19 protein-coding genes are annotated in these 20,208 nt (G+C 58.8%); 13 read left to right on the top strand and 6 right to left on the bottom strand.

From position 1 onward, the window contains the following. Window positions 1-15 precede the first annotated feature (15 nt). From AB4N64_RS27565 to AB4N64_RS27555, 3 genes are read right to left on the bottom strand one after another with little or no spacing between them, the layout of a single operon-like run. Window positions 16-780, bottom strand: coding sequence for a TerB family tellurite resistance protein (locus AB4N64_RS27565; RefSeq protein ID WP_460120350.1), 765 nt, complete (start codon window positions 778-780; stop codon window positions 16-18). 1 nt (window position 781) lies between these two features. Further along, complete coding sequence (murU, locus tag AB4N64_RS27560; protein WP_460120348.1) at window positions 782-1,453, bottom strand: N-acetylmuramate alpha-1-phosphate uridylyltransferase MurU; 672 nt, start codon at window positions 1,451-1,453, stop codon at window positions 782-784. Continuing rightward, on the bottom strand, window positions 1,450-2,469 hold the full coding sequence (locus tag AB4N64_RS27555) for an aminoglycoside phosphotransferase family protein (RefSeq protein WP_460120346.1): 1,020 nt from the start codon (window positions 2,467-2,469) through the stop codon (window positions 1,450-1,452). Before AB4N64_RS27555 ends, murU begins: the two co-directional genes overlap by 4 nt. A gap of 130 nt (window positions 2,470-2,599) precedes the next feature. Here AB4N64_RS27555 and AB4N64_RS27550 point away from each other — a divergent pair, with 130 nt between their 5' ends. The 11 genes from AB4N64_RS27550 (at window position 2,600) to AB4N64_RS27500 (ending at window position 16,709) form a co-directional block, all read left to right on the top strand. After that, window positions 2,600-5,398: an LPS-assembly protein LptD gene (locus AB4N64_RS27550; RefSeq protein WP_460120345.1), complete on the top strand. Its 2,799-nt coding sequence runs from the start codon at window positions 2,600-2,602 to the stop codon at window positions 5,396-5,398. Then, on the top strand, window positions 5,373-6,695 hold the full coding sequence (gene surA / locus AB4N64_RS27545; protein ID WP_460120343.1) for a peptidylprolyl isomerase SurA: 1,323 nt from the start codon (window positions 5,373-5,375) through the stop codon (window positions 6,693-6,695). The genes AB4N64_RS27550 and surA overlap by 26 nt, the downstream gene beginning before the upstream one ends. After that, complete coding sequence (gene pdxA, locus AB4N64_RS27540) at window positions 6,692-7,681, top strand: 4-hydroxythreonine-4-phosphate dehydrogenase PdxA (RefSeq protein ID WP_460120341.1); 990 nt, start codon at window positions 6,692-6,694, stop codon at window positions 7,679-7,681. Before surA ends, pdxA begins: the two co-directional genes overlap by 4 nt. Then, a complete protein-coding gene (gene rsmA / locus AB4N64_RS27535) occupies window positions 7,678-8,496 on the top strand; it encodes a 16S rRNA (adenine(1518)-N(6)/adenine(1519)-N(6))-dimethyltransferase RsmA (protein WP_460120338.1) in 819 nt (272 codons plus the stop codon). The genes pdxA and rsmA overlap by 4 nt, the downstream gene beginning before the upstream one ends. Window positions 8,497-8,619: 123 nt before the next feature. Next, window positions 8,620-9,000, top strand: coding sequence for a Co2+/Mg2+ efflux protein ApaG (apaG, locus tag AB4N64_RS27530; protein WP_460120335.1), 381 nt, complete (start codon window positions 8,620-8,622; stop codon window positions 8,998-9,000). Further along, window positions 9,000-9,881 (top strand): symmetrical bis(5'-nucleosyl)-tetraphosphatase, encoded by an 882-nt coding sequence (locus AB4N64_RS27525; RefSeq protein WP_460120333.1) that lies wholly within the window; start codon window positions 9,000-9,002, stop codon window positions 9,879-9,881. The genes apaG and AB4N64_RS27525 overlap by 1 nt, the downstream gene beginning before the upstream one ends. A 33-nt stretch (window positions 9,882-9,914) precedes the next feature. Next, entirely contained in the window at window positions 9,915-10,244 is a 330-nt protein-coding gene (gene glpE / locus AB4N64_RS27520; protein WP_460120330.1) for a thiosulfate sulfurtransferase GlpE, read from the top strand. Window positions 10,245-10,540: 296 nt separating this feature from the next. Continuing rightward, window positions 10,541-12,463 (top strand): PrkA family serine protein kinase, encoded by a 1,923-nt coding sequence (locus tag AB4N64_RS27515; protein ID WP_460120329.1) that lies wholly within the window; start codon window positions 10,541-10,543, stop codon window positions 12,461-12,463. 122 nt (window positions 12,464-12,585) lie between these two features. Further along, a complete protein-coding gene (locus AB4N64_RS27510; protein WP_460120326.1) occupies window positions 12,586-13,857 on the top strand; it encodes a YeaH/YhbH family protein in 1,272 nt (423 codons plus the stop codon). Continuing rightward, on the top strand, window positions 13,854-15,416 hold the full coding sequence (locus AB4N64_RS27505; protein WP_460120324.1) for a SpoVR family protein: 1,563 nt from the start codon (window positions 13,854-13,856) through the stop codon (window positions 15,414-15,416). The genes AB4N64_RS27510 and AB4N64_RS27505 overlap by 4 nt, the downstream gene beginning before the upstream one ends. Window positions 15,417-15,479: 63 nt before the next feature. After that, entirely contained in the window at window positions 15,480-16,709 is a 1,230-nt protein-coding gene (locus tag AB4N64_RS27500; RefSeq protein ID WP_460120322.1) for a multifunctional CCA addition/repair protein, read from the top strand. A gap of 82 nt (window positions 16,710-16,791) precedes the next feature. Here the strand turns inward: AB4N64_RS27500 and folK are convergent, their stop codons facing one another. Next, complete coding sequence (folK, locus tag AB4N64_RS27495) at window positions 16,792-17,316, bottom strand: 2-amino-4-hydroxy-6-hydroxymethyldihydropteridine diphosphokinase (RefSeq protein WP_460120320.1); 525 nt, start codon at window positions 17,314-17,316, stop codon at window positions 16,792-16,794. Further along, on the bottom strand, window positions 17,307-17,663 hold the full coding sequence (gene folB / locus AB4N64_RS27490) for a dihydroneopterin aldolase (RefSeq protein ID WP_460120318.1): 357 nt from the start codon (window positions 17,661-17,663) through the stop codon (window positions 17,307-17,309). Before folB ends, folK begins: the two co-directional genes overlap by 10 nt. Before the next feature lie 74 nt (window positions 17,664-17,737). On the opposite strand from folB, the gene plsY reads away from it, so the two are divergent. Continuing rightward, window positions 17,738-18,307, top strand: a complete 570-nt coding sequence (gene plsY / locus AB4N64_RS27485; RefSeq protein WP_460120316.1) for a glycerol-3-phosphate 1-O-acyltransferase PlsY — start codon at window positions 17,738-17,740, stop codon at window positions 18,305-18,307. 23 nt (window positions 18,308-18,330) lie between these two features. On the opposite strand, the gene tsaD is transcribed toward plsY, so the two are convergent. Further along, window positions 18,331-19,356 (bottom strand): tRNA (adenosine(37)-N6)-threonylcarbamoyltransferase complex transferase subunit TsaD, encoded by a 1,026-nt coding sequence (gene tsaD, locus AB4N64_RS27480; RefSeq protein WP_460120314.1) that lies wholly within the window; start codon window positions 19,354-19,356, stop codon window positions 18,331-18,333. A 199-nt stretch (window positions 19,357-19,555) separates the two neighbouring features. Here tsaD and rpsU point away from each other — a divergent pair, with 199 nt between their 5' ends. Continuing rightward, the gene (gene rpsU / locus AB4N64_RS27475) at window positions 19,556-19,771 is read left to right on the top strand and encodes a 30S ribosomal protein S21 (protein WP_002551877.1); all 216 of its coding nucleotides are present in this window, start codon (window positions 19,556-19,558) and stop codon (window positions 19,769-19,771) included. Window positions 19,772-20,208 lie beyond the last annotated feature (437 nt).

The following is a 20,208-nucleotide window of genomic DNA, read 5'->3' as shown; positions in this document are numbered from 1 at the left end:
CCAACAATCTCCCTGCTAAAAATCCCGTTTCTGACGAATCAACGTGTAGGCACTATGTAATTCACGCGTCATATCAGTGGCCTTTCGCACCTGGGCTGCCGTGGCGCCGCTGCCGGCGACCTTGTCGGGATGATGCCGACTGAGCATGCGTCGATAGGCGCGCTTGATCTGCGCCGGTTCTGTGTCAGCGGCCACCCCCAGTAACTGCATGGCGTCCTTGTAAACCTGGGTACTGTTGGGCATTGAGCGTCTGGCGGGCTCGTAATCCGCCGCCAGTGCCTGCACCTGATATGACTTCCAGCCGAGCCACTTGCCCCATTGTGCGATCAGCTTGCGCTCGGCAGTACCGGCGCGACCGTCAGCCCAGACCATTCGCCAGCAGGCGCGCAATACGCCTTCGGCCGCATGAGGCTGAACACTCAGTCGGCGCAGGTAGCGGCGTAATGGGTCATGACCTGACTTTCCCCGGTTGAATGCCGCGATGGCCCGCTGCCTGGCCGCCTCAGTCATCTCCAGCGACTCCATTTCCCGTCTCGCCTGCTGGATATGGCCGTCCATCACCCTTCCGTTACTCTTGGCCAACCGCCCCAGCAGCACGAATAACAATTCATCGTTACGCAGGGCCGACCGACCACCGAGCATTTCGCGCAACTGCGCCCAACTGCGCAATTGCAAGCGTCGATCCAGTGCCTGGCCCAGTAAAGCGCCAAGCAAGGCCCCCGGAATGCTGGCGACAAAAAAGCCTGCTCCGGCTCCAATCAGAGTCCCTGGCCACAACATGTCAGCGACCCGCTCCGATCAAGGTTTCGACTTGCGCAAGTCGCTCGAGCGTGCCGACATCCACCCAACGACCACACAACCGCTCCCCAGTCACTTGCCCTTCAGCCATCGCCTTGCGCAACAGCGGCGCCAGCTTGAACGCTCCGGCCGAACAGCCATCGAACAATTGCGGATGCAGCACAGCGATACCGCTGTAGGTCAGGTTCGACCCTTTCGGTTGACCGTCCTGTACTTCACCATCGACCAGCAGGAAATCACCGCCCGGGTGATGAAGCGGGTTATCCACAAGCACCAAATGAGCCAGGCCGGTGATTGGCTGGTGCAACACGCTGAAATCGTAATCGGTCCAGATATCGCCATTAACCACCACAAACGCTTCATCGCCGAGCAACGGCAACGCACGGAAGATTCCGCCGCCAGTTTCCAGCGGCTCACCTTCCGGCGAGTACTCAATGCTCACGCCATACCGTGAGCCGTCACCCAGATAGTCTTCAATCTGCTGACCCAGCCACGCATGGTTGATCACGATGTCGGTGAATCCTGCACCAGCCAGTGCGTGCAGGTGATACTCGATCAACGGAACGCCGTTGGCTCGCACCAGTGGCTTGGGTGTCGTCAAGGTCAGGGGGCGCATGCGTTCCCCCTTGCCAGCCGCGAGAATCATTGCCTTCATGCATTGGCTCCGGCACGCAGACTGAGAAGTAGCACATCCAGTTCGGCCAGTTCTGGCCGGCGGGCGATCACCGACTCTATATAAGCAAAGAATCGCGGCACGTCAGCCAGGTAACGTGGTTTGCCGTCACGGTGGCAGATGCGGGCGAAAATGCCGATGACCTTCAGATGACGCTGAACGCCCATCAGGTCGCTGGCCCGCAGGAAGTCCTCGACGTCCGGCTGTACCGGAATGCCCAGGGTAGCGGCCTGCTTCCAGTAATTTTCCAACCAGCCGAGCACCCGCTCTTCCGGCCAACTGAGGAAAGCATCCTTGAACAGGCAAGTGACGTCATAGGTCACGGGGCCGTAGACCGCGTCCTGGAAATCCAGCACGCCGGGGTTGGGTTCACTGAGCATCAGATTGCGCGGCATGTAGTCGCGATGAACCAGCACTTTGGGCTGGGCCAGGGCACTGTCGATCAACAACTGCGTCAAGTTATCCCAGAGCACTTGTTGAGCCGGGTCGAACTCGATACCCAACTCGTGCTTCACATACCACTCGGGGAACAACTCCAATTCGCGACGCAGCAGCGCTACGTCATAACTGGGAAGCGGCGCAACCATCGGCAGCTGCTGAAAAGCGAGCAAGGCTTGCAACGCATCGCTGAACAAACCGTCTGCATTTTCATTGTCAATGACGTCCAGATACGTCTTGTTGCCCAGGTCATTGAGCAAAAGAAACCCGCGTTCGAGGTCTTCGGCATAAATTTTCGGCACATTTATTCCGGATTTCGCCAATAAAAAAGCGATATCCACGAAGGGTTTGCAGTTTTCCTGGGGTGGAGGAGCGTCCATGACGATGAAACTTCTTCCCGCTCCCTCCCACCGGAAATAGCGTCGAAAACTCGCGTCACTACTGGCCGCAGTCAACGTGGCCGGGGGTACGGCGCCCCAACCCTGCTCTGCAAAGAGGACCGCCAATTGCTCATCGAGCCAAACTTTCAGGTGTTGCAAACGTACATCTTGGTCAGGCATTACAAGGGTCTCCGACGGCCCTAGCCGTCAAGCGGGTCATGCTTTATTATCCAGCATCTTTTTCAGACCATCGAGAGGCGTGCGGCCCACACCGCGGGCAGATGGCACGCAGGAAGCCCGGACTAATAAGATGGCATTGAAATCCCCCGCGTTTCGTAAAAAATTTCCGTTGTTGGTTACCGGCAGTCTGCTGGCCCTGCAACCTTTAGCCACTTCGTACGTGGTCGCTGCGGAACAGTATGACTGCTCCGTCTCTGCTTCGGGTGCCTGGGACTGTGCGCCCAAGACGCCGGCGGCGGCATTGCCACCGCGTCCCGTCCATGACGGCAGCGCAGTCAGCTCCAGTGGCGACGCTCCGGCGCAGACCGGCTCAAGCGAAGAAACAGGCACCAAGCCTGTGCTGGTTACCGAATCAAAAGGTCGCGGCCTCAAGTCCCGTAGCGAAGACTACAGCCACCTTGACTGGGTTCCGCGCGAGAAGCTCACCGCAGCGCAATTGGCCGAAACCGGTCCTTACTGCTCTGGTTCCTATATCGAACCGATTCGTCCTGGCATGAATGACAAGACGAATAAAAGTGACGCCCCGACCTTCGTCGGCGCCAAGGCATCGCGTTACAAGCAGGATGAGCAGATTGCTACCCTCGCCGGCGACGTGGTCCTTCGCCAGGGCAGCATGCAGGCGGAAGCCGACGAAGCGAACCTCTACCAGGCTGAAAGCCGTGGTGAACTGGACGGCAACGTGCGCATTCGCGACAACGGCGCGCTGATCGTCGGTGACCACGCCGAAGTGCAACTCGACACCGGCGAAGCCAAGGTCGACAACGCCGAATACGTGATGCACAAGTCGCGTATTCGCGGTAACGCGCTGTACGCCAAGCGTGCCGAGAACGCGATCATCCGCCTCAAGGATGGTACATACACCACGTGCGAACCGAACAGTAACGCCTGGCAGCTCAAGGGCAACAACATCACCTTGAACCCGGCCACCGGTTTCGGTACCGCGACCAACGTGACACTGCGGGTCAAGGACATTCCAGTCCTGTACACGCCGTACATCTACTTCCCGATCGACGACCGTCGCCAGTCCGGCTTCCTGCCGCCGACCATCGGCAGCGGCAGCGATACCGGCTTCCTGCTGGTCACTCCGTACTACTTCAACCTGGCACCGAACTACGACGCCACGTTGTACCCGCGCTACATGAGCAAGCGCGGCCTGTTGATGGAAGGCGAGTTCCGCTACCTGACCAAATCCAGCGAAGGTCAGTTCGGCGCCGCGTACCTCAACGACGAGGATACCGATCGCAGCAAGCAGACCGACTACGAAAAAACCCGCTACATGTACAACTGGCAGCACCAGGGTGGTCTGGACTCTCGCGTCTACACCCAGGTTGACTACACCAAGATCAGCGATCCGTATTACTTCCAGGATCTGCAGACTGACCAGATTGGCGTGAAAAGTGAGGACTACGTCAACCAGCAGGGCTCGGTCAGCTACCGTGGCGACAGTTATACCGCTCGCATAAATGCACAGGCCTATCAACTGGCGACCGTTTCGAATATCACTCCGTATGATCGTCTGCCGCAGATCACCTTCGTTGGTCAGTTGCCGATGCACCCTAACGGCCTGAATTTCGACTACGAGACCGAGCTCGTACGGTTTGATCGTGACTTGAAGACCGGTCAGTTCTCCGATGAAAATGGCACACTGTCGCCTCGCCTGGACACCAACGTGTTCGGCCTGGCTCGTGCCAACGGTGACCGCCTGAACCTCAAGCCGGGTGTCAGCCTGCCAATGAACTGGACCTATGGCTTCGTGAAGCCATCGCTCAAGTATCAATACACCCAGTACCAACTGGATCTCGACGCACAGGGCAAAGCCGACATCGCCGGCCAGGACGCCGAAGGCAATCGCCTCAACGGCACCTTCAGCAGCAACCAGAACCGTGGCGTGCCGATTGCCAGCATTGACAGCGGCCTGTACTTCGATCGCAACACCAACTGGTTCGGCAAAGACTATCGCCAGACCCTCGAACCTCGTCTGTTCTACCTCTATGTTCCGGAGAAAGACCAGAGCGATATCCCTGTGTTCGACACCGGCGAGTACACCTTCAACTACTCGTCGCTGTTCCGCGACAACCGCTTCTCAGGATCTGACCGCGTCGGTGACGAGAACAAACTGTCGTTGGGTGTGACCAACCGCTGGATCGAAGACAATGGCTTCGAACGTCAGCGCATCAGCGTGGGCCAGGCCTACTACTTCAAAGACCGCAAAGTACAGTTGCCGGGTATCGATGCACGAACCCGCAAAGACTCGCAGTCGGACGTTTCGCCCTACGCGCTGGAATACGAATACCGCTGGAACCGTGATTGGCGCACCACTGCCGATTACAACTGGGACCCGGACAGCCGCAGCCCTCGCTCCGGCAGCGCGATGTTCCATTACCAGCCAGAAGACAACCCGAACAAGGTCATCAACGCCGGCTATCGCTATCGTAATGACCAGGTCCGTTACGACCAGAACACCGGTAAATGGTCGGTGGGTGGTGGTGACTACGGCACACCGGGCCAACCTGGCTACGTGAAGGACTACTACAAGATCCAGCAGCACGACTTCTCGGTGATCTGGCCGATCGTGCCGCAGTGGAACGCCATCAGCCGCTGGCAGTATGACTACAACCGCAACCGTACCCTGGAAGCCTTTGGTGGTTTTGAGTACGACAATTGCTGCTGGAAACTGCGCCTGATCAACCGTTACTGGGTTTCCTACGACGAATTCAGTCAGGAAGCGCCACAAAACGAAAAAGGCGACCACGGCGTCTTCCTACAAATCGTTCTGAAAGGTCTCGGCGGCCTCACCGGCGCCAAAGTAGAGAGCTTCCTCGACAAAGGCATCCAAGGTTATCGTGAACGTGAAGACCAAGCTTTCTGATTGTCTGCGCCCGCTCGTACTGGGCGCGCTGTTCCTGGGTACTGCGGCGAATGCCGCAGTACAGTCCATCGATAAAGTGGTGGCCATTGTCGATAACGATGTGGTCATGCAGAGCCAACTGGACCAGCGTGTTCACGAAGTTCAGCAAACCATCGCCAAGCGCGGCTCTGCCATACCGCCGGCCGGCGTGCTGGACCAGCAGGTGCTGGAGCGCCTGATCGTCGAGAACCTGCAACTGCAGATCGGCGAACGTTCCGGCATTCGCATCACTGACGAAGAACTGAACCAGGCGGTTGGCACCATTGCCCAGCGCAATAACATGTCGCTTGAACAGTTCCGCGCCGCACTGTCGCGTGATGGCCTGTCCTACGAGGACGCTCGCGAGCAGATTCGTCGCGAGATGATCATCAGCCGTGTGCGCCAGCGTCGTGTGGCCGAGCGCATTCAGGTTTCCGAGCAAGAAGTGAAGAACTTCCTCGCCTCTGACCTGGGTAAAATGCAGCTGTCCGAAGAGTTCCGCCTGGCCAACATCCTGATCCCTACGCCGGAAAGCGCCAACTCCGACGCGATTCAGAATGCAGCCAAACAGGCAGACGCGGTTTACCAGCAACTGCAGCAAGGCGCTGACTTTGGTCAAATGGCAATTGCCAAATCCGCCAGCGAAACCGCACTGGAAGGCGGCGACATGGGCTATCGCAAAGCTGCCCAGTTGCCACCTCCGTTCGATCGTATGCTGAGCACCATGAAAGTCGGTGATATCACTCCACCGATGCGCACCCCGGGCGGTTTCATCATCCTGAAGATCCTCGACAAGCGTGGCGGCGAAACCCAGACTCGTGACGAAGTTCACGTGCGTCATATTCTGGTCAAGCCAAGCCCGATCCGCGACGAGGCAAAAACCAAGGCGCTGGTTGAGTCGCTCTACAGCCGCATCGAAGCGGGTGAAGATTTCGGTGAGCTGGCCAAAAGCTATTCGGAAGATCCGGGTTCCGCCCTCAACGGTGGTGACTTGAACTGGATCGATCCAAATGCACTGGTACCCGAATTCCGCGAAGTGATGGCCAAGACCCCACAAGGTCAGTTGTCCAAGCCGTTCCAGACCCAATACGGCTGGCACGTACTGGAAGTCCTTGGCCGTCGCGCGACCGATAGCACCAACCAGGCGCGGGAGCAGCAAGCCATGACCGTGCTGCGTAACCGCAAATACGACGAAGAGCTGCAAACCTGGCTGCGTCAGATCCGTGACGAAGCCTATGTCGAAATCAAACTTCCTGGCGCAGACCAGGCAGCGCAGTGAAACCCAAACGTTTCGCGCTGACACCCGGCGAACCAGCGGGCATCGGTCCAGACCTGTGCCTGTTGCTCGCCTCGCAACCCCAGCCACACCCCCTGATTGCCATTACCAGCCGCGACCTGCTTGTTGAGCGGGCCGCGCAGCTGGGCGTAGCCGTCGATTTGCTATCGGTGACGCCGGACAACTGGCCGAATGTACCCGCGCCAGCCAACAGCCTGTACGTCTGGGACACACCGCTCGCGGCGCCCGTGACGGCAGGCCAGCTCGACACGGCCAATGCCCCATTCGTTCTGCAAACCCTGACCCGCGCAGGCCAGGGCTGCCTGGACGGGCATTTCGCCGGCATGATCACCGCGCCGGTGCACAAGGGCGTGATCAACGAGTCGGGGATCGCCTTTTCCGGCCACACCGAGTTTCTTGCCGACCTGACGCATACCGCACAGGTGGTGATGATGCTCGCCACTCGCGGCTTGCGCGTGGCACTGGTCACCACCCACCTGCCCCTGCGCGACATTGCCGATGCAATCACGCCGGAGCGCCTGGAGCGGGTCACGCGAATCCTGCACACCGACCTGCAGCAAAAATTCGGCATCGCCCGGCCACGTATCCTGGTCTGCGGGCTCAACCCCCATGCCGGTGAAGGCGGTCACCTGGGCCATGAAGAAATCGACATCATCGAACCCACCCTTGAGCGCCTGCGCGGCGACGGCATGGACCTGCGAGGCCCCCTGCCAGCCGACACGCTGTTTACCCCAAAATATCTGGAGCACTGCGACGCGGTGCTGGCGATGTACCACGATCAGGGGCTGCCCGTACTGAAATACAAAGGTTTCGGCGCGGCAGTCAATGTGACTCTGGGCCTGCCGATCATCCGCACCTCAGTCGACCACGGCACCGCCCTGGACCTGGCCGGCAGCGGCAAGATCGACACCGGCAGCCTGCAAGTCGCCCTGGAAACCGCCTACCAGATGGCCGAGACCCGTTTATGACCGAGCACTACCAACACAAGGCGCGCAAACGCTTTGGCCAAAACTTCCTGCACGATGCCGGCGTTATCGACCGCATCCTGCGCGCCATTCATGCCAAACCCGATGACCGACTGCTGGAAATCGGTCCAGGTCAGGGTGCCCTCACCCAGGGTTTGCTGGGCAGCGGAGCCCAGTTGGACGTGGTGGAGCTGGACAAGGACCTGATCCCGATCCTCAACCAGCAGTTCGCCGGCAAGAGCAATTTCAACCTGCATCAGGGCGACGCGTTGAAGTTCGACTTCAACAGCCTGAACGCCGCGCCGAACAGCCTGCGAGTCGTCGGCAATCTGCCGTACAACATCTCCACGCCACTGATTTTCCACCTGCTCAACAACGCAGGGATCATCCGTGACATGCACTTCATGCTGCAAAAGGAAGTGGTCGAGCGCCTCGCTGCGGGTCCTGGCGGCGGCGACTGGGGTCGCTTGTCGATCATGGTTCAGTATCACTGCCGTGTAGAGCACCTGTTCAATGTCGGGCCGGGTGCATTCAACCCGCCACCGAAAGTCGATTCGGCCATCGTTCGCCTGGTGCCGCATGCCGTCCTGCCGCATCCGGCCAAGGATCATCGCCTGCTGGCGCGTGTCGTGCGCGAAGCCTTCAACCAGCGCCGCAAGACCCTGCGCAACACCCTCAAATTACTGCTGAGCAGCGACGACATTACTGCCGCTGGCGTCGACGGCAGCTTGCGTCCGGAACAGCTCGACCTGGCCGCCTTCGTGCGCCTGGCCGACAAACTCAGCGAACAATCCCCGCAAAAGCCCGCCGCCGACTGACAGGCTTCGAACGCCATCGGGTAGGACACCAGCCATCATGTCTGGTTTACTACCCGATACTTGGCCTAGACTGAGTATCATCAGCTACGCCCCGCGTCCCGCTTCGTTTTTAAGGCCTTTTGAATGTCCGATCCTCGTTATCAGGTCGACGTCAGCGTCGTCACCCGCTATCTGGCAGAACAATCGCAACCCGAGCACAACCGCTTTGCCTTCGCCTACACCATTACCGTGCACAACAATGGCGAATTACCCGCCAAATTGCTGTCTCGGCACTGGGTGATCACTGATGGTGACGGTCATGTCGAGGAAGTGCGTGGCGCCGGGGTCGTGGGTCTGCAACCGTTGATTGCGGCCGGTGATAACCATACCTACAGCAGTGGCACGGTGATGACGACCAAGGTCGGCACCATGCAAGGCACCTATCAGATGATTGCCGACGATGGGAAACACTTCGACGCCATCATCGCCCCCTTCCGGCTGGCCGTGCCGGGAGCACTGCACTGATGGCAACGTACGCCGTCGGAGACTTGCAAGGGTGCCTCGAACCGCTCAAGTGCTTGCTTGAGCAGGTCGCCTTCGACCCGACCCGTGACAAGTTGTGGCTCGTGGGCGATCTGGTCAACCGCGGCCCACAGTCCCTGGAAACCTTGCGCTTCCTTTATGGCATTCGCCAGTCCCTCGTGTGCGTGCTCGGCAACCACGACCTGCACTTGCTGGCGGCCGGGCACAACATCGAGCGCCTGAAGAAATCCGATACCCTGCGCGAAATCATTCAGGCTCCTGACAGTGCAGACTTGCTTGAGTGGCTGCGCCAACTGAAACTCATGCATTACGACGAGCAGCGCAACATTGCCCTGGTACACGCAGGCATCCCGCCACAGTGGTCCTTGCGCAAGGCCCTCAAGTACGCGGCAGAAGTCGAGGAAGTGCTGCGTGACGACAACCGCCTGACGCCTTACCTCGACGGCATGTACGGCAACGAACCGCTGAAATGGGACAACAACCTCAAAGGCGTGTCTCGCCTGCGAGTGATCACCAACTATTTCACCCGCATGCGCTTCTGCACCAGCGAGGGCAAGCTGGATCTCAAGAGCAAGGAAGGCGTTGATACCGCCCTGCCCGGCTACGCCCCCTGGTTCAGCCACAAAGAGCGCAAGACCAAGGACGTGAAGATCGTCTTCGGCCACTGGGCAGCGCTTGAAGGCCGGTGTAGCGAGCCTGGAATCTTTGCCCTCGATACCGGTTGCGTCTGGGGTGGATCGATGACCCTGATGAACGTCGACACCCTCGAGCGCCTTCAATGCAAATGTGACGATCACGGCCATGCCCTGCCGCCAGTCGTCCCATCCACTTCCGTATCTACGCCAGCCAGCGCCCAGCGCTAGACTGCGCGTTCAGCCGAGCCACAGGAACCCGCCATGAGCGAATTCAAACGCATCCCCCCAGAACAGGCCCAGGCCCTGCGCGAAAAAGGCGCGGTGGTCGTCGATGTCCGAGACTCTGCGACATTCGCCGCCCTGCACATCAGTGGCTCGAAGCATCTGGACAATCATTCCCTCCACGCTTTCGTCCAGGGTGCTGACCTGGACGCGCCGACGGTGGTGGTCTGCTATCACGGCAACTCCAGCCAGGGAGCGGCCGCCTATCTGGTCGGCCAGGGCTTCTCGGATGTCTACAGCCTGGATGGCGGTTTTGAGCTGTGGCGTACGACCTACCCGACAGAAACATCCCAAGACCCTGGCGAATAATTTTTTTGTAACACGCAAGCCCCGGCTCCCGCGGGCTTGCGCGACACCAGACGAACGGTCTGCCACAACTAATTACGTATCCGCCCTTTACCTCCCGAATTCCCAACTATCCTTAAGCGCAGGCCATCCAAAACAGGGGAGAGCCGGTACACCGGCGCGCGGATCATCGGGAGTAGCCTTCGCAATTGTCAGTAGCGAGGGGTTTCTGGGGGGTAAACAGCAACTGCCTGTTCGGTTGCTGCCAGCATCGACTGAGTGATCCGGCGTCGGCTCCACGTATCGAGCGAGGTGACGTCATGAGTATCTTTAGCCACTTCCAACAACGCTTCGAGTCCACACGCCAGGAAGAACTCTCGCTGCAAGAGTACCTGGAGCTGTGCAAAACGGACCGCAGTGCCTACGTTTCCGCCGCCGAGCGACTTTTGCTGGCCATCGGAGAACCGGAGCTGCTGGATACTTCCACCAACTCGCGGCTTTCGCGAATTTTCTCCAACAAGGTGATCCGGCGTTATCCGGCCTTTGAAGACTTCCACGGGATGGAAGAATGCATTGACCAGATCGTGTCGTATTTCCGCCATGCCGCTCAGGGCCTGGAGGAGAAGAAACAGATTCTCTATCTGCTTGGCCCTGTCGGCGGCGGTAAATCGTCCCTGGCCGAGAAACTCAAACAACTGATCGAAAAGGTGCCCTTCTACGCCATCAAGGGCTCGCCGGTTTTCGAATCGCCCCTGGGTCTGTTCAACGCCACCGAAGATGGCGCGATCCTTGAGGAAGACTTCGGCATTCCACGGCGCTACCTCAATACCATCATGTCGCCTTGGGCGACCAAGCGTCTGGCCGAGTTCGGTGGAGACATCAGCCAGTTCCGCGTGGTGAAACTCTATCCTTCGATCCTCAACCAGATCGCCGTGGCCAAGACCGAGCCGGGAGATGAAAATAACCAGGACATCTCGGCACTGGTGGGTAAGGTCGATATCCGCAAACTGGAGGAATTCCCGCAGAACGATGCCGACGCCTACAGCTACTCGGGTGCCTTGTGCCGGGCCAACCAGGGCTTGATGGAATTTGTCGAAATGTTCAAGGCGCCGATCAAGGTGCTGCACCCATTACTGACGGCCACTCAGGAAGGTAACTACAACAGTACCGAAGGCCTGGGCGCCATTCCGTTTACCGGCATCCTGCTCGCCCACTCCAACGAGTCGGAATGGCACACCTTCCGCAACAACAAGAACAACGAAGCCTTCATTGACCGGATCTACATCGTCAAAGTGCCGTACTGCCTGCGCGTCAGCGACGAAGTGAAGATCTACGACAAGCTGCTGTTCAACAGCTCGCTGGCCAAGGCGCACTGCGCGCCCGACACCTTGAAGATGCTCGCCCAGTTCACTGTGCTTTCTCGCCTGAAAGAGCCGGAAAACTCGAACATCTATTCGAAGATGCGTGTGTACGACGGCGAAAACCTCAAGGACACCGACCCGAAGGCCAAGTCGATCCAGGAATACCGCGACAACGCCGGTGTCGATGAAGGCATGAACGGCCTGTCGACGCGCTTCGCGTTCAAGATCCTGTCCAAGGTGTTCAACTTCGACCCACACGAAATCGCCGCCAACCCGGTCCACTTGCTGTATGTGCTGGAACAGCAGATCGAACAGGAACAATTCCAGGCTGAAACCCGCGAGCGCTACCTGCGCTACCTCAAGGAATACCTGGCTCCTCGATACATCGAGTTCATCGGCAAGGAAATCCAGACGGCCTACCTCGAGTCCTACAGCGAGTACGGCCAGAACATCTTCGATCGCTACGTGCTCTACGCCGACTTCTGGATCCAGGACCAGGAATACCGCGACCCGGAAACCGGCGAAATCCTCAATCGCGTAGCATTGAACGAAGAACTGGAAAAAATCGAGAAACCGGCCGGCATCAGCAATCCGAAGGACTTCCGCAACGAAATCGTCAACTTCGTGCTGCGCGCCCGAGCCAACAACAACGGCAAGAACCCGACCTGGCTCAGCTACGAAAAACTGCGGGTGGTCATCGAGAAGAAAATGTTCTCCAACACCGAAGACCTCCTGCCGGTCATCAGCTTCAACGCCAAGGCCAGCAAAGAGGATCAGCAGAAACACAACGACTTCGTCACACGAATGGTCGAGCGCGGTTACACCGACAAACAGGTACGGCTGCTGTCCGAATGGTACCTGCGAGTCAGGAAATCTCAGTGAAGCAGCTGCAAGCTACAAGTTACAAGCTGCAAGGAAAAAGCGGTTGAGTCCCGGTTTCGGGAGTTGAAGGCGCTTCCACTTGCAGCTTGAAGCTTACAACTTGAAGCTCCCCGGAGGGGCCTATGAGCTATGTGATCGACCGACGTCTCAATGGCAAGAACAAGAGCACGGTAAACCGCCAGCGGTTTCTGCGGCGCTATCGTGATCACATCAAAAAGGCTGTCGAAGAGGCAGTCAGCCGCCGTTCCATCACTGACATGGAACACGGCGAACAGATCAGTATTCCCGGCCGCGACATCGACGAGCCGGTGCTTCATCATGGTCGCGGGGGCAAGCAAACCGTCGTACACCCCGGCAACAAGGAGTTCACCACCGGCGAACACATCGCCCGTCCGCCAGGAGGTGGTGGCGGCAGAGGGCCCGGCAAAGCAGGCAACTCCGGCGAAGGCATGGACGAATTCGTCTTCCAGATCACCCAGGAAGAATTCCTCGAATTCATGTTCGAGGACCTCGAGCTACCGAACCTGGTCAAACGTAACCTGACAGGCACGGACACGTTCAAGACCGTTCGCGCAGGGATCAGCAACGAAGGCAATCCCTCACGAATCAACATCATCCGCACCTTGCGATCAGCCCATGCGCGGCGCATAGCCTTGTCTGGCAGCAGCCGGGCGAAACTGCGCGACGCTAAAGAAGAACTTCTGCGACTCAAGCGCGATGAACCCGACAACCTCGGCGATATTCTGGAAATTGAAGCGGAAATTGAAAAACTCAGCGCGCGCATTCACCGCGTTCCGTTTCTCGACACTTTCGACCTCAAGTACAACCTGCTGATCAAGCAGCCCAATCCCAGCTCAAAGGCCGTCATGTTCTGCCTGATGGACGTATCCGGCTCCATGACACAAGCGACCAAGGACATCGCCAAGCGCTTCTTCATTCTTCTTTATCTGTTCCTCAAGCGTAACTACGACAAGATTGACGTGGTATTCATTCGCCACCACACCAGCGCCCGGGAAGTCGACGAGGAGGAGTTTTTCTACTCTCGCGAGACGGGCGGCACCATCGTCTCCAGCGCGTTGAAGCTGATGCAAGAGATCATGGCCGAGCGCTATCCGGCCAACGAATGGAACATCTACGCGGCCCAGGCTTCCGACGGGGATAACTGGAACGATGACTCGCCGATTTGCCGCGACATCCTGATCAACCAGATCATGCCGTTTGTGCAGTACTACACTTACGTTGAGATCACCCCCCGCGAACACCAGGCACTGTGGTTCGAGTACGAGCGCATCGCCGAAGCCTTTTCCGACACTTTTGCCCAGCAACAACTGGTCTCGGCCGGGGATATCTATCCGGTCTTCCGTGAACTCTTCCAGCGCAGGTTAGTGACATGACCGCCAAAGAGCAGAAGCGCCAACCCATTTCCACCGGTTCCGAGTGGACGTTTGAGCTGATCCAGGCCTACGACCGGGAAATCAGTCGTATTGCGGCTCGTTACGCGCTCGATACCTACCCCAACCAGATCGAAGTGATCACCGCCGAGCAGATGATGGATGCCTATGCCTCGGTCGGCATGCCGCTGGGCTACCACCACTGGTCCTACGGCAAACACTTCCTGAGCACTGAAAAATCCTATTCGCGAGGCCAAATGGGACTGGCCTACGAGATCGTGATCAACTCGGACCCTTGCATCGCCTACCTGATGGAGGAAAACACCATCTGCATGCAGGCTTTGGTAGTGGCGCATGCCTGCTATGGACACAACAGCTTCTTCAAGGGCAATTACCTGTTCCGCACCTGGACAGACGCCAGCTCGATCATCGATTACCTGGTATTTGCCAAGCAGTACATCATGCAATGCGAGGAGCGCCACGGCATAGACGCAGTCGAGGACCTGCTCGACTCCTGCCATGCGCTGATGAACTACGGGGTCGACCGTTACAAACGCCCCTACCCGATTTCTGCCGAGGAGGAACGCCGCCGGCAAAAGGATCGGGAAGAGCATATGCAGAAACAGATCAACGACCTGTGGCGAACCATTCCCAAAGGCGCCGACAAGTTCAGCGACAAGGACAACGCACGCTTCCCCGCAGAGCCGCAGGAAAACATCCTGTACTTCATCGAAAAACATGCGCCGCTGCTGGAACCCTGGCAGCGGGAGATCGTACGAATCGTGCGCAAGATCGCCCAATACTTCTACCCGCAACGCCAGACCCAGGTGATGAACGAAGGCTGGGCCACCTTCTGGCACTACACCCTGATGAACGACCTGTACGACGAAGGCCTGGTCACCGACGGCTTCATGATGGAATTCCTCACCTCGCACACCAGCGTGGTCTTCCAGCCCGGCTTCGACAGCCCGTACTACAGCGGCATCAACCCCTATACCCTGGGCTTCGCCATGTACCGGGACATCCGACGCATGTGCGAAAACCCTACCGAGGAGGATCATCGCTGGTTCCCGGACATCGCCGGCTCCGACTGGCTGTCCACCATCAAGTTCGCCATGAGCAGTTTCAAGGATGAGAGTTTCATCCTGCAGTACCTGTCACCTACGGTGATCCGCGACCTGAAGCTGTTCAGCATTCTCGATGACGATCAGAAGGACGATTTGCTGGTACCCGCGATTCATGATGAAGAAGGCTACCGCACCATCCGCGAAATCCTGGCCGCGCAGTACAACCTGGGCAATCGCGAACCCAACGTGCAGATCTACAGCATCGACCGCCGGGGTGACCGATCCCTGACCCTTCGGCACCAGCAACATGACCGTAAACCTTTGGGCGCGTCCACCGAGGAAGTACTCAAGCACCTGCATCGCCTGTGGGGCTTCGACATTCACCTGGAAACCCTGCAAGGGGATCAGGTGATGAAAACCCACCATGTTCCACCGCGAAACGAGCAAAGCGAGGGCGACTACGGCCGACTGGACCTGGCCGTCATTCATCTTTGAACCTGTTTTCGCCTCCGAAAGCCCGGCACAACGGTTATCCTGTCGGGCTAACGGAGGTTTTTTATGCAGATCTATAAGGTCGGTGGAGCGGTTCGTGATCGCCTGCTGGGCAAACCGGTTACCGATATTGATTGGGTGGTGGTCGGTGCCACCACTGAAGAAATGCTCGCCAAGGGATTTCGTCCGGTAGGGTCTGACTTTCCCGTTTTCCTGCACCCCAAAACCGGCGAGGAGTACGCTCTGGCCCGCACCGAGCGCAAGAGTGGCCGTGGTTATGGCGGGTTCACCTTTCACGCCAGCCCTGAGGTCACCCTTGAAGAAGACCTGATCCGCCGCGACCTGACCATCAATGCCATGGCCGAAGATGATCAGCAGAACTTGACCGACCCTTACCATGGACAACGCGACCTTGAAGCTCGCCTGCTTCGGCACGTTTCGCCTGCTTTCGCCGAAGATCCGCTCCGCGTCCTGCGCGTTGCCCGATTTGCGGCGCGTTACGCCTGCCTGGGCTTTACCGTCGCACCTGAAACGCTGGAACTGATGCGCGAGCTAAGCGGGTCGGGAGAACTGGAGGCACTGACCGCAGAGCGCAGCTGGAAGGAGATTTCCCGGGCGCTGATGGAAGATCAACCTCAGGTTTTCATCCAGGTATTGCGCGACTGCGCTGCCTTGAAGGTACTGATGCCGGAAGTCGACGCGCTGTTTGGCGTCCCGCAACCGGAGGCTCACCACCCGGAGATCGATACAGGCGTTCACACCCTGAGCGTGCTGGAACAGGCCGCCCGGCACCGCCAACCGCTGACCGTGCGTTGGGCCTGCCTGCTGCATGACTTGGGTAAGGGCCTCACGCCTGAAGACCAATGGCCCAGGCACATTGCCCACGAACACACGGGCCTGAAGCTGATCAAGGCAGTCAACGAGCGCTTCAAGGCGCCAAAGGATTGCCAGGAATTGGCGCTACTGGTGGGTCAGTACCACACCCATGGCCACCGGGCCCTGGATTTGAAGCCATCGACGCTACTGGAGTTGTTGCAGAGTTTTGATGTTTACCGTCGGCCGCAACGATTCGAAGAGTTCATTGCGGCGTGCGAGATGGACGCGCGGGGCCGCAAAGGTTTCGAAGAGCGAAGTTATCCACAGGCCGACTACCTGCGCGGCGCGGCTGACGCGGCTCGCGGGGTCGCGGTTCAGCCGCTGCTGGAGAAGGGATTCAAGGGGCCCGAGCTGGGCGAGGCGATAAAGTGCGAGCGGCTCAAGGCGTTGAAAGCCTACAAGCAGGCGGCGCCCAACTGAAAATCTCGCGAGCAGGCTCGCTCCCACAGAAGGGCCGGATAACCACCGGCCACTGTGGGAGCGAGCCTGCTCGGGATTGTTGTCAGCCGCCCAGTAAATTTGAAGGCGTCAACTGCCCCCCACGCCACTCAAACGCCACTGGCGCCAGCACTTGGTCAATCTGCGCCTCTTCCCACAATTGGGCAAAGGTTTTGCCAACCCCCGGATGCACACGATCCGGCGCAATCAGCGACAAAGGCCACAGGACGAAAGCGTTCTTGAGAATCTCCGCCCGCGGCAGGACAAGGCCGTCGAAGTTGCCCACCAGATCGCCAAACAGCAGGACATCGATATCCAGCGGCAGCCCTTTGCGGTCCGGTGCATAGCGACCATTGTCCGCTTCGATGAACTTGAGCCGGCGATCAAGCTCCATCAGTGGCAGATCGGTGTAGGCCGAGACCACAAAATTGAAAAAAGGGCCGCTCTTGATGCCCACCGGCTGGCTTTCGAATACGGCCGAACAGCGTATATCCGAGAGAAAACCCGCCAGGGCTTCCAGGCCAGCCTGCAAATGGGTTTCGCGCTCGATATTGCTACCGAGGCCGAGGTACACCTGGGTCAGAGGCATCCGCGCTCGATCTCCACGCCCACACCACCGGTAGCCGCCGGGACGGCACCTGGCTTGGTCAGCTTGAGGCGGACCCAGGAGATATTGAACTCACTCATCAACACCGCCACCAGACGCTCGGCAAAGGTCTCGACCAACTGGAATTGCGCCTGCTCGGCAAACGCCTGGATGCGCGTTGAAACGCTTGCGTAATCGAGGGCCAGGGTCAGGTCATCACCTGCAGCGGCCGGTCGATTATCCCATGCGAAGCTCAGATCAAGACGCAGACACTGTCGGATGCCTCGCTCCCAGTCGTAGGCACCGATTACGGTGTCAACTTCCAGGCCCTCGATAAACACTCTGTCCAAGCACTTTTCTCCGCTGCACGACAAGGGCGCAATGCGCCGTTAGAATCAGGGCGTCCCCGCCCGGAATAGTTAGCATGTTTTGGTTACTGGCGACTCTCGCCTACCTGCTCGGCTCGCTGTCCTTCGCCATTTTGCTCAGCCGCCTGACCGGAAATCCCGACCCGCGAATGAGTGGCTCGGGCAATGCCGGCGCCACCAACATGTTGCGCCTGGCCGGCAAAAAGCTCGCCATCCTCACCTTGCTCGGCGACCTCTGCAAAGGCCTGCTGCCGGTATTGATCGCTGGGCTTGCGGGCCTGTCGTTGCAAGAACAGGCCTGGATCGGCGTCTGCGCCGTCATCGGTCACCTGTTCCCTGTGTACTTTCGCTTTCGTGGTGGAAAGGGTGTCGCCACCGCCGCCGGCATGCTGCTGGGCCTTTATCCGCCGGCAGCCCTGCTGGCGGTATGCGCATGGCTGCTGACGTTTTATCTGACCCGCACCAGCTCACTGGCTGCCCTTATCGCCACCCCGCTTACCCTGCCGCTGCTGGCCTGGCAGGAACCGGCGGCCCTGCTGCCCATGAGCGCGCTCACGGGGCTGATCGTCTGGCGCCATCGCGGCAATCTACGCGACCTGCTCGCCGGGCGCGAACGGCATTTCTAGATGCCGCAGGTGAGCGCCGCTCATCATAGCCCCGACAACTGCTCCATCGGCCAACGCGCCTGCACGCTGATTGCGAGGCTTTCGTGCTGGCCGGCCTGCAAACGCTGGCAACCAGCAAACGCTATCATCGCGCCATTATCGGTACAGAACTCGGGGCGAGCGTAGAACACATCACCCTTCAGATCCCCGAGCATTTTCTCAAGCGATAAGCGCAGTGCCTTGTTTGCGCTGACGCCGCCGGCAATCACCAGGCGCTTCATACCCGCTTGTTTAAGGGCACGCTTGCACTTGATGGTCAAAGTCTCTACCACGGCCTCCTGGAACGCCAGCGCGATGTCGCAACGGGCTTGCTCGCTGTCGTCCCCGGCGCTGACGCTCTGCTGCCAGGTGTTGAGGGCAAAGGTTTTCAGGCCACTGAAGCTGAATGCCAGGCCTGGACGGTCGCACATCGGACGCGGGAAGGTGAAACGTCCTGCAACCCCACGCGCCGCCAGGCGTGCGATTTCCGGACCGCCCGGATAATTCAGACCCATCATCTTCGCCGTCTTGTCGAACGCTTCGCCAGCCGCATCGTCGAGGCTCTCGCCCATGAGCGTGTACTGGCCGATTCCGTCGACCTGAACCAGCTGCGTATGCCCCCCGGACACCAACAAAGCGACGAACGGAAATTCCGGCGGATGAGACTCCAGCATCGGGGCCAACAGGTGGCCTTCCATGTGATGCACGCCCAGCGCCGGAATGCCCCACGCGAAGGCCAGCGCCTGGGCGCATGAAGCCCCCACCAGCAGCGCACCGACCAGCCCGGGTCCCGCGGTGTAGGCGATCGCGTCGATTTCCGTTGGCACGCAGTCAGCTTCGGCCAGCACCTGACGAATCAAGGGCAGCATCCGTTTGACGTGATCACGCGAGGCCAGCTCCGGCACCACACCACCATAGGCTCGATGCAGGTCGATCTGGCTGAACAGCGCGTCGGCCAGCAGGCCCCGTTCACTGTCGTATAATGCGACTCCAGTTTCGTCGCAGGAAGTTTCCATTCCCAGTACTAGCATGGGTTTGCGCCTTGTTTAGGCCGAATTCGAAGGCGCGCATAATAGTCGCCGCGTGATGCGCCGACCAGCGGTTTTCGATCAGAGGCTTTGCATTCCGAGCGATGAGGGGTTAACATCCGCAACCCTTAAAAACCGACGTCTTCAAGTGCTCTTTTGCCGCGAGGATGTTGACCCCGGTAATGAATGAAGGTAGCTCTGGATGCCAGCCGTCAAAGTAAAAGAGAACGAACCCTTCGACGTAGCTCTGCGTCGTTTCAAGCGCTCCTGCGAAAAAGCCGGTGTACTGGCTGAAGTTCGTAGCCGCGAATTTTACGAGAAGCCAACTTCTGAGCGTAAGCGCAAGGCAGCTGCTGCTGTTAAGCGTCACGCCAAGAAAGTTCAGCGCGAACAGCGCCGCGCCGTTCGTCTGTACTAATACACAGACGATCGTAGCAAGCTTCTGCCAAGCCCGGCCCTCAGCCGGGCTAATGGCATTTGCGGAAAACGCTTGATGCTTCAACGTCGAAGCCGCACACGCGACCGAGACAAACTGCTTCACCGCGTCAGACCTGGCTCTTTTGCCAGCGGTGCACGTCTTTTCTGACGAGCCTTTCAAGGCTACTGACGAGCACACCCACTGATTCCTCTCACGACGATCAGCCCAAGGCGCCGCTTGCGTGCCGCATGATGAGCTATCCGAGACCGATGACTGGTCGCAGCCGGATTCAGCGAAACACTTTCAAATAGTCGAATACTGATTGGAATTAACGTCAGTGGATTTTCGGCAGATACACTTCCCGACAGCGATTACGCAGACGACACCGATCGAGCCGCACACCTTGTGCGCTTCATACCCGCGTTCGGCCGCCCACC

This window comes from Pseudomonas sp. S2_C03 (assembly GCF_054668405.1).
Note: the sequence above shows the minus strand (reverse complement) of the source record. Positions and strands in the feature narration are given on the sequence as shown.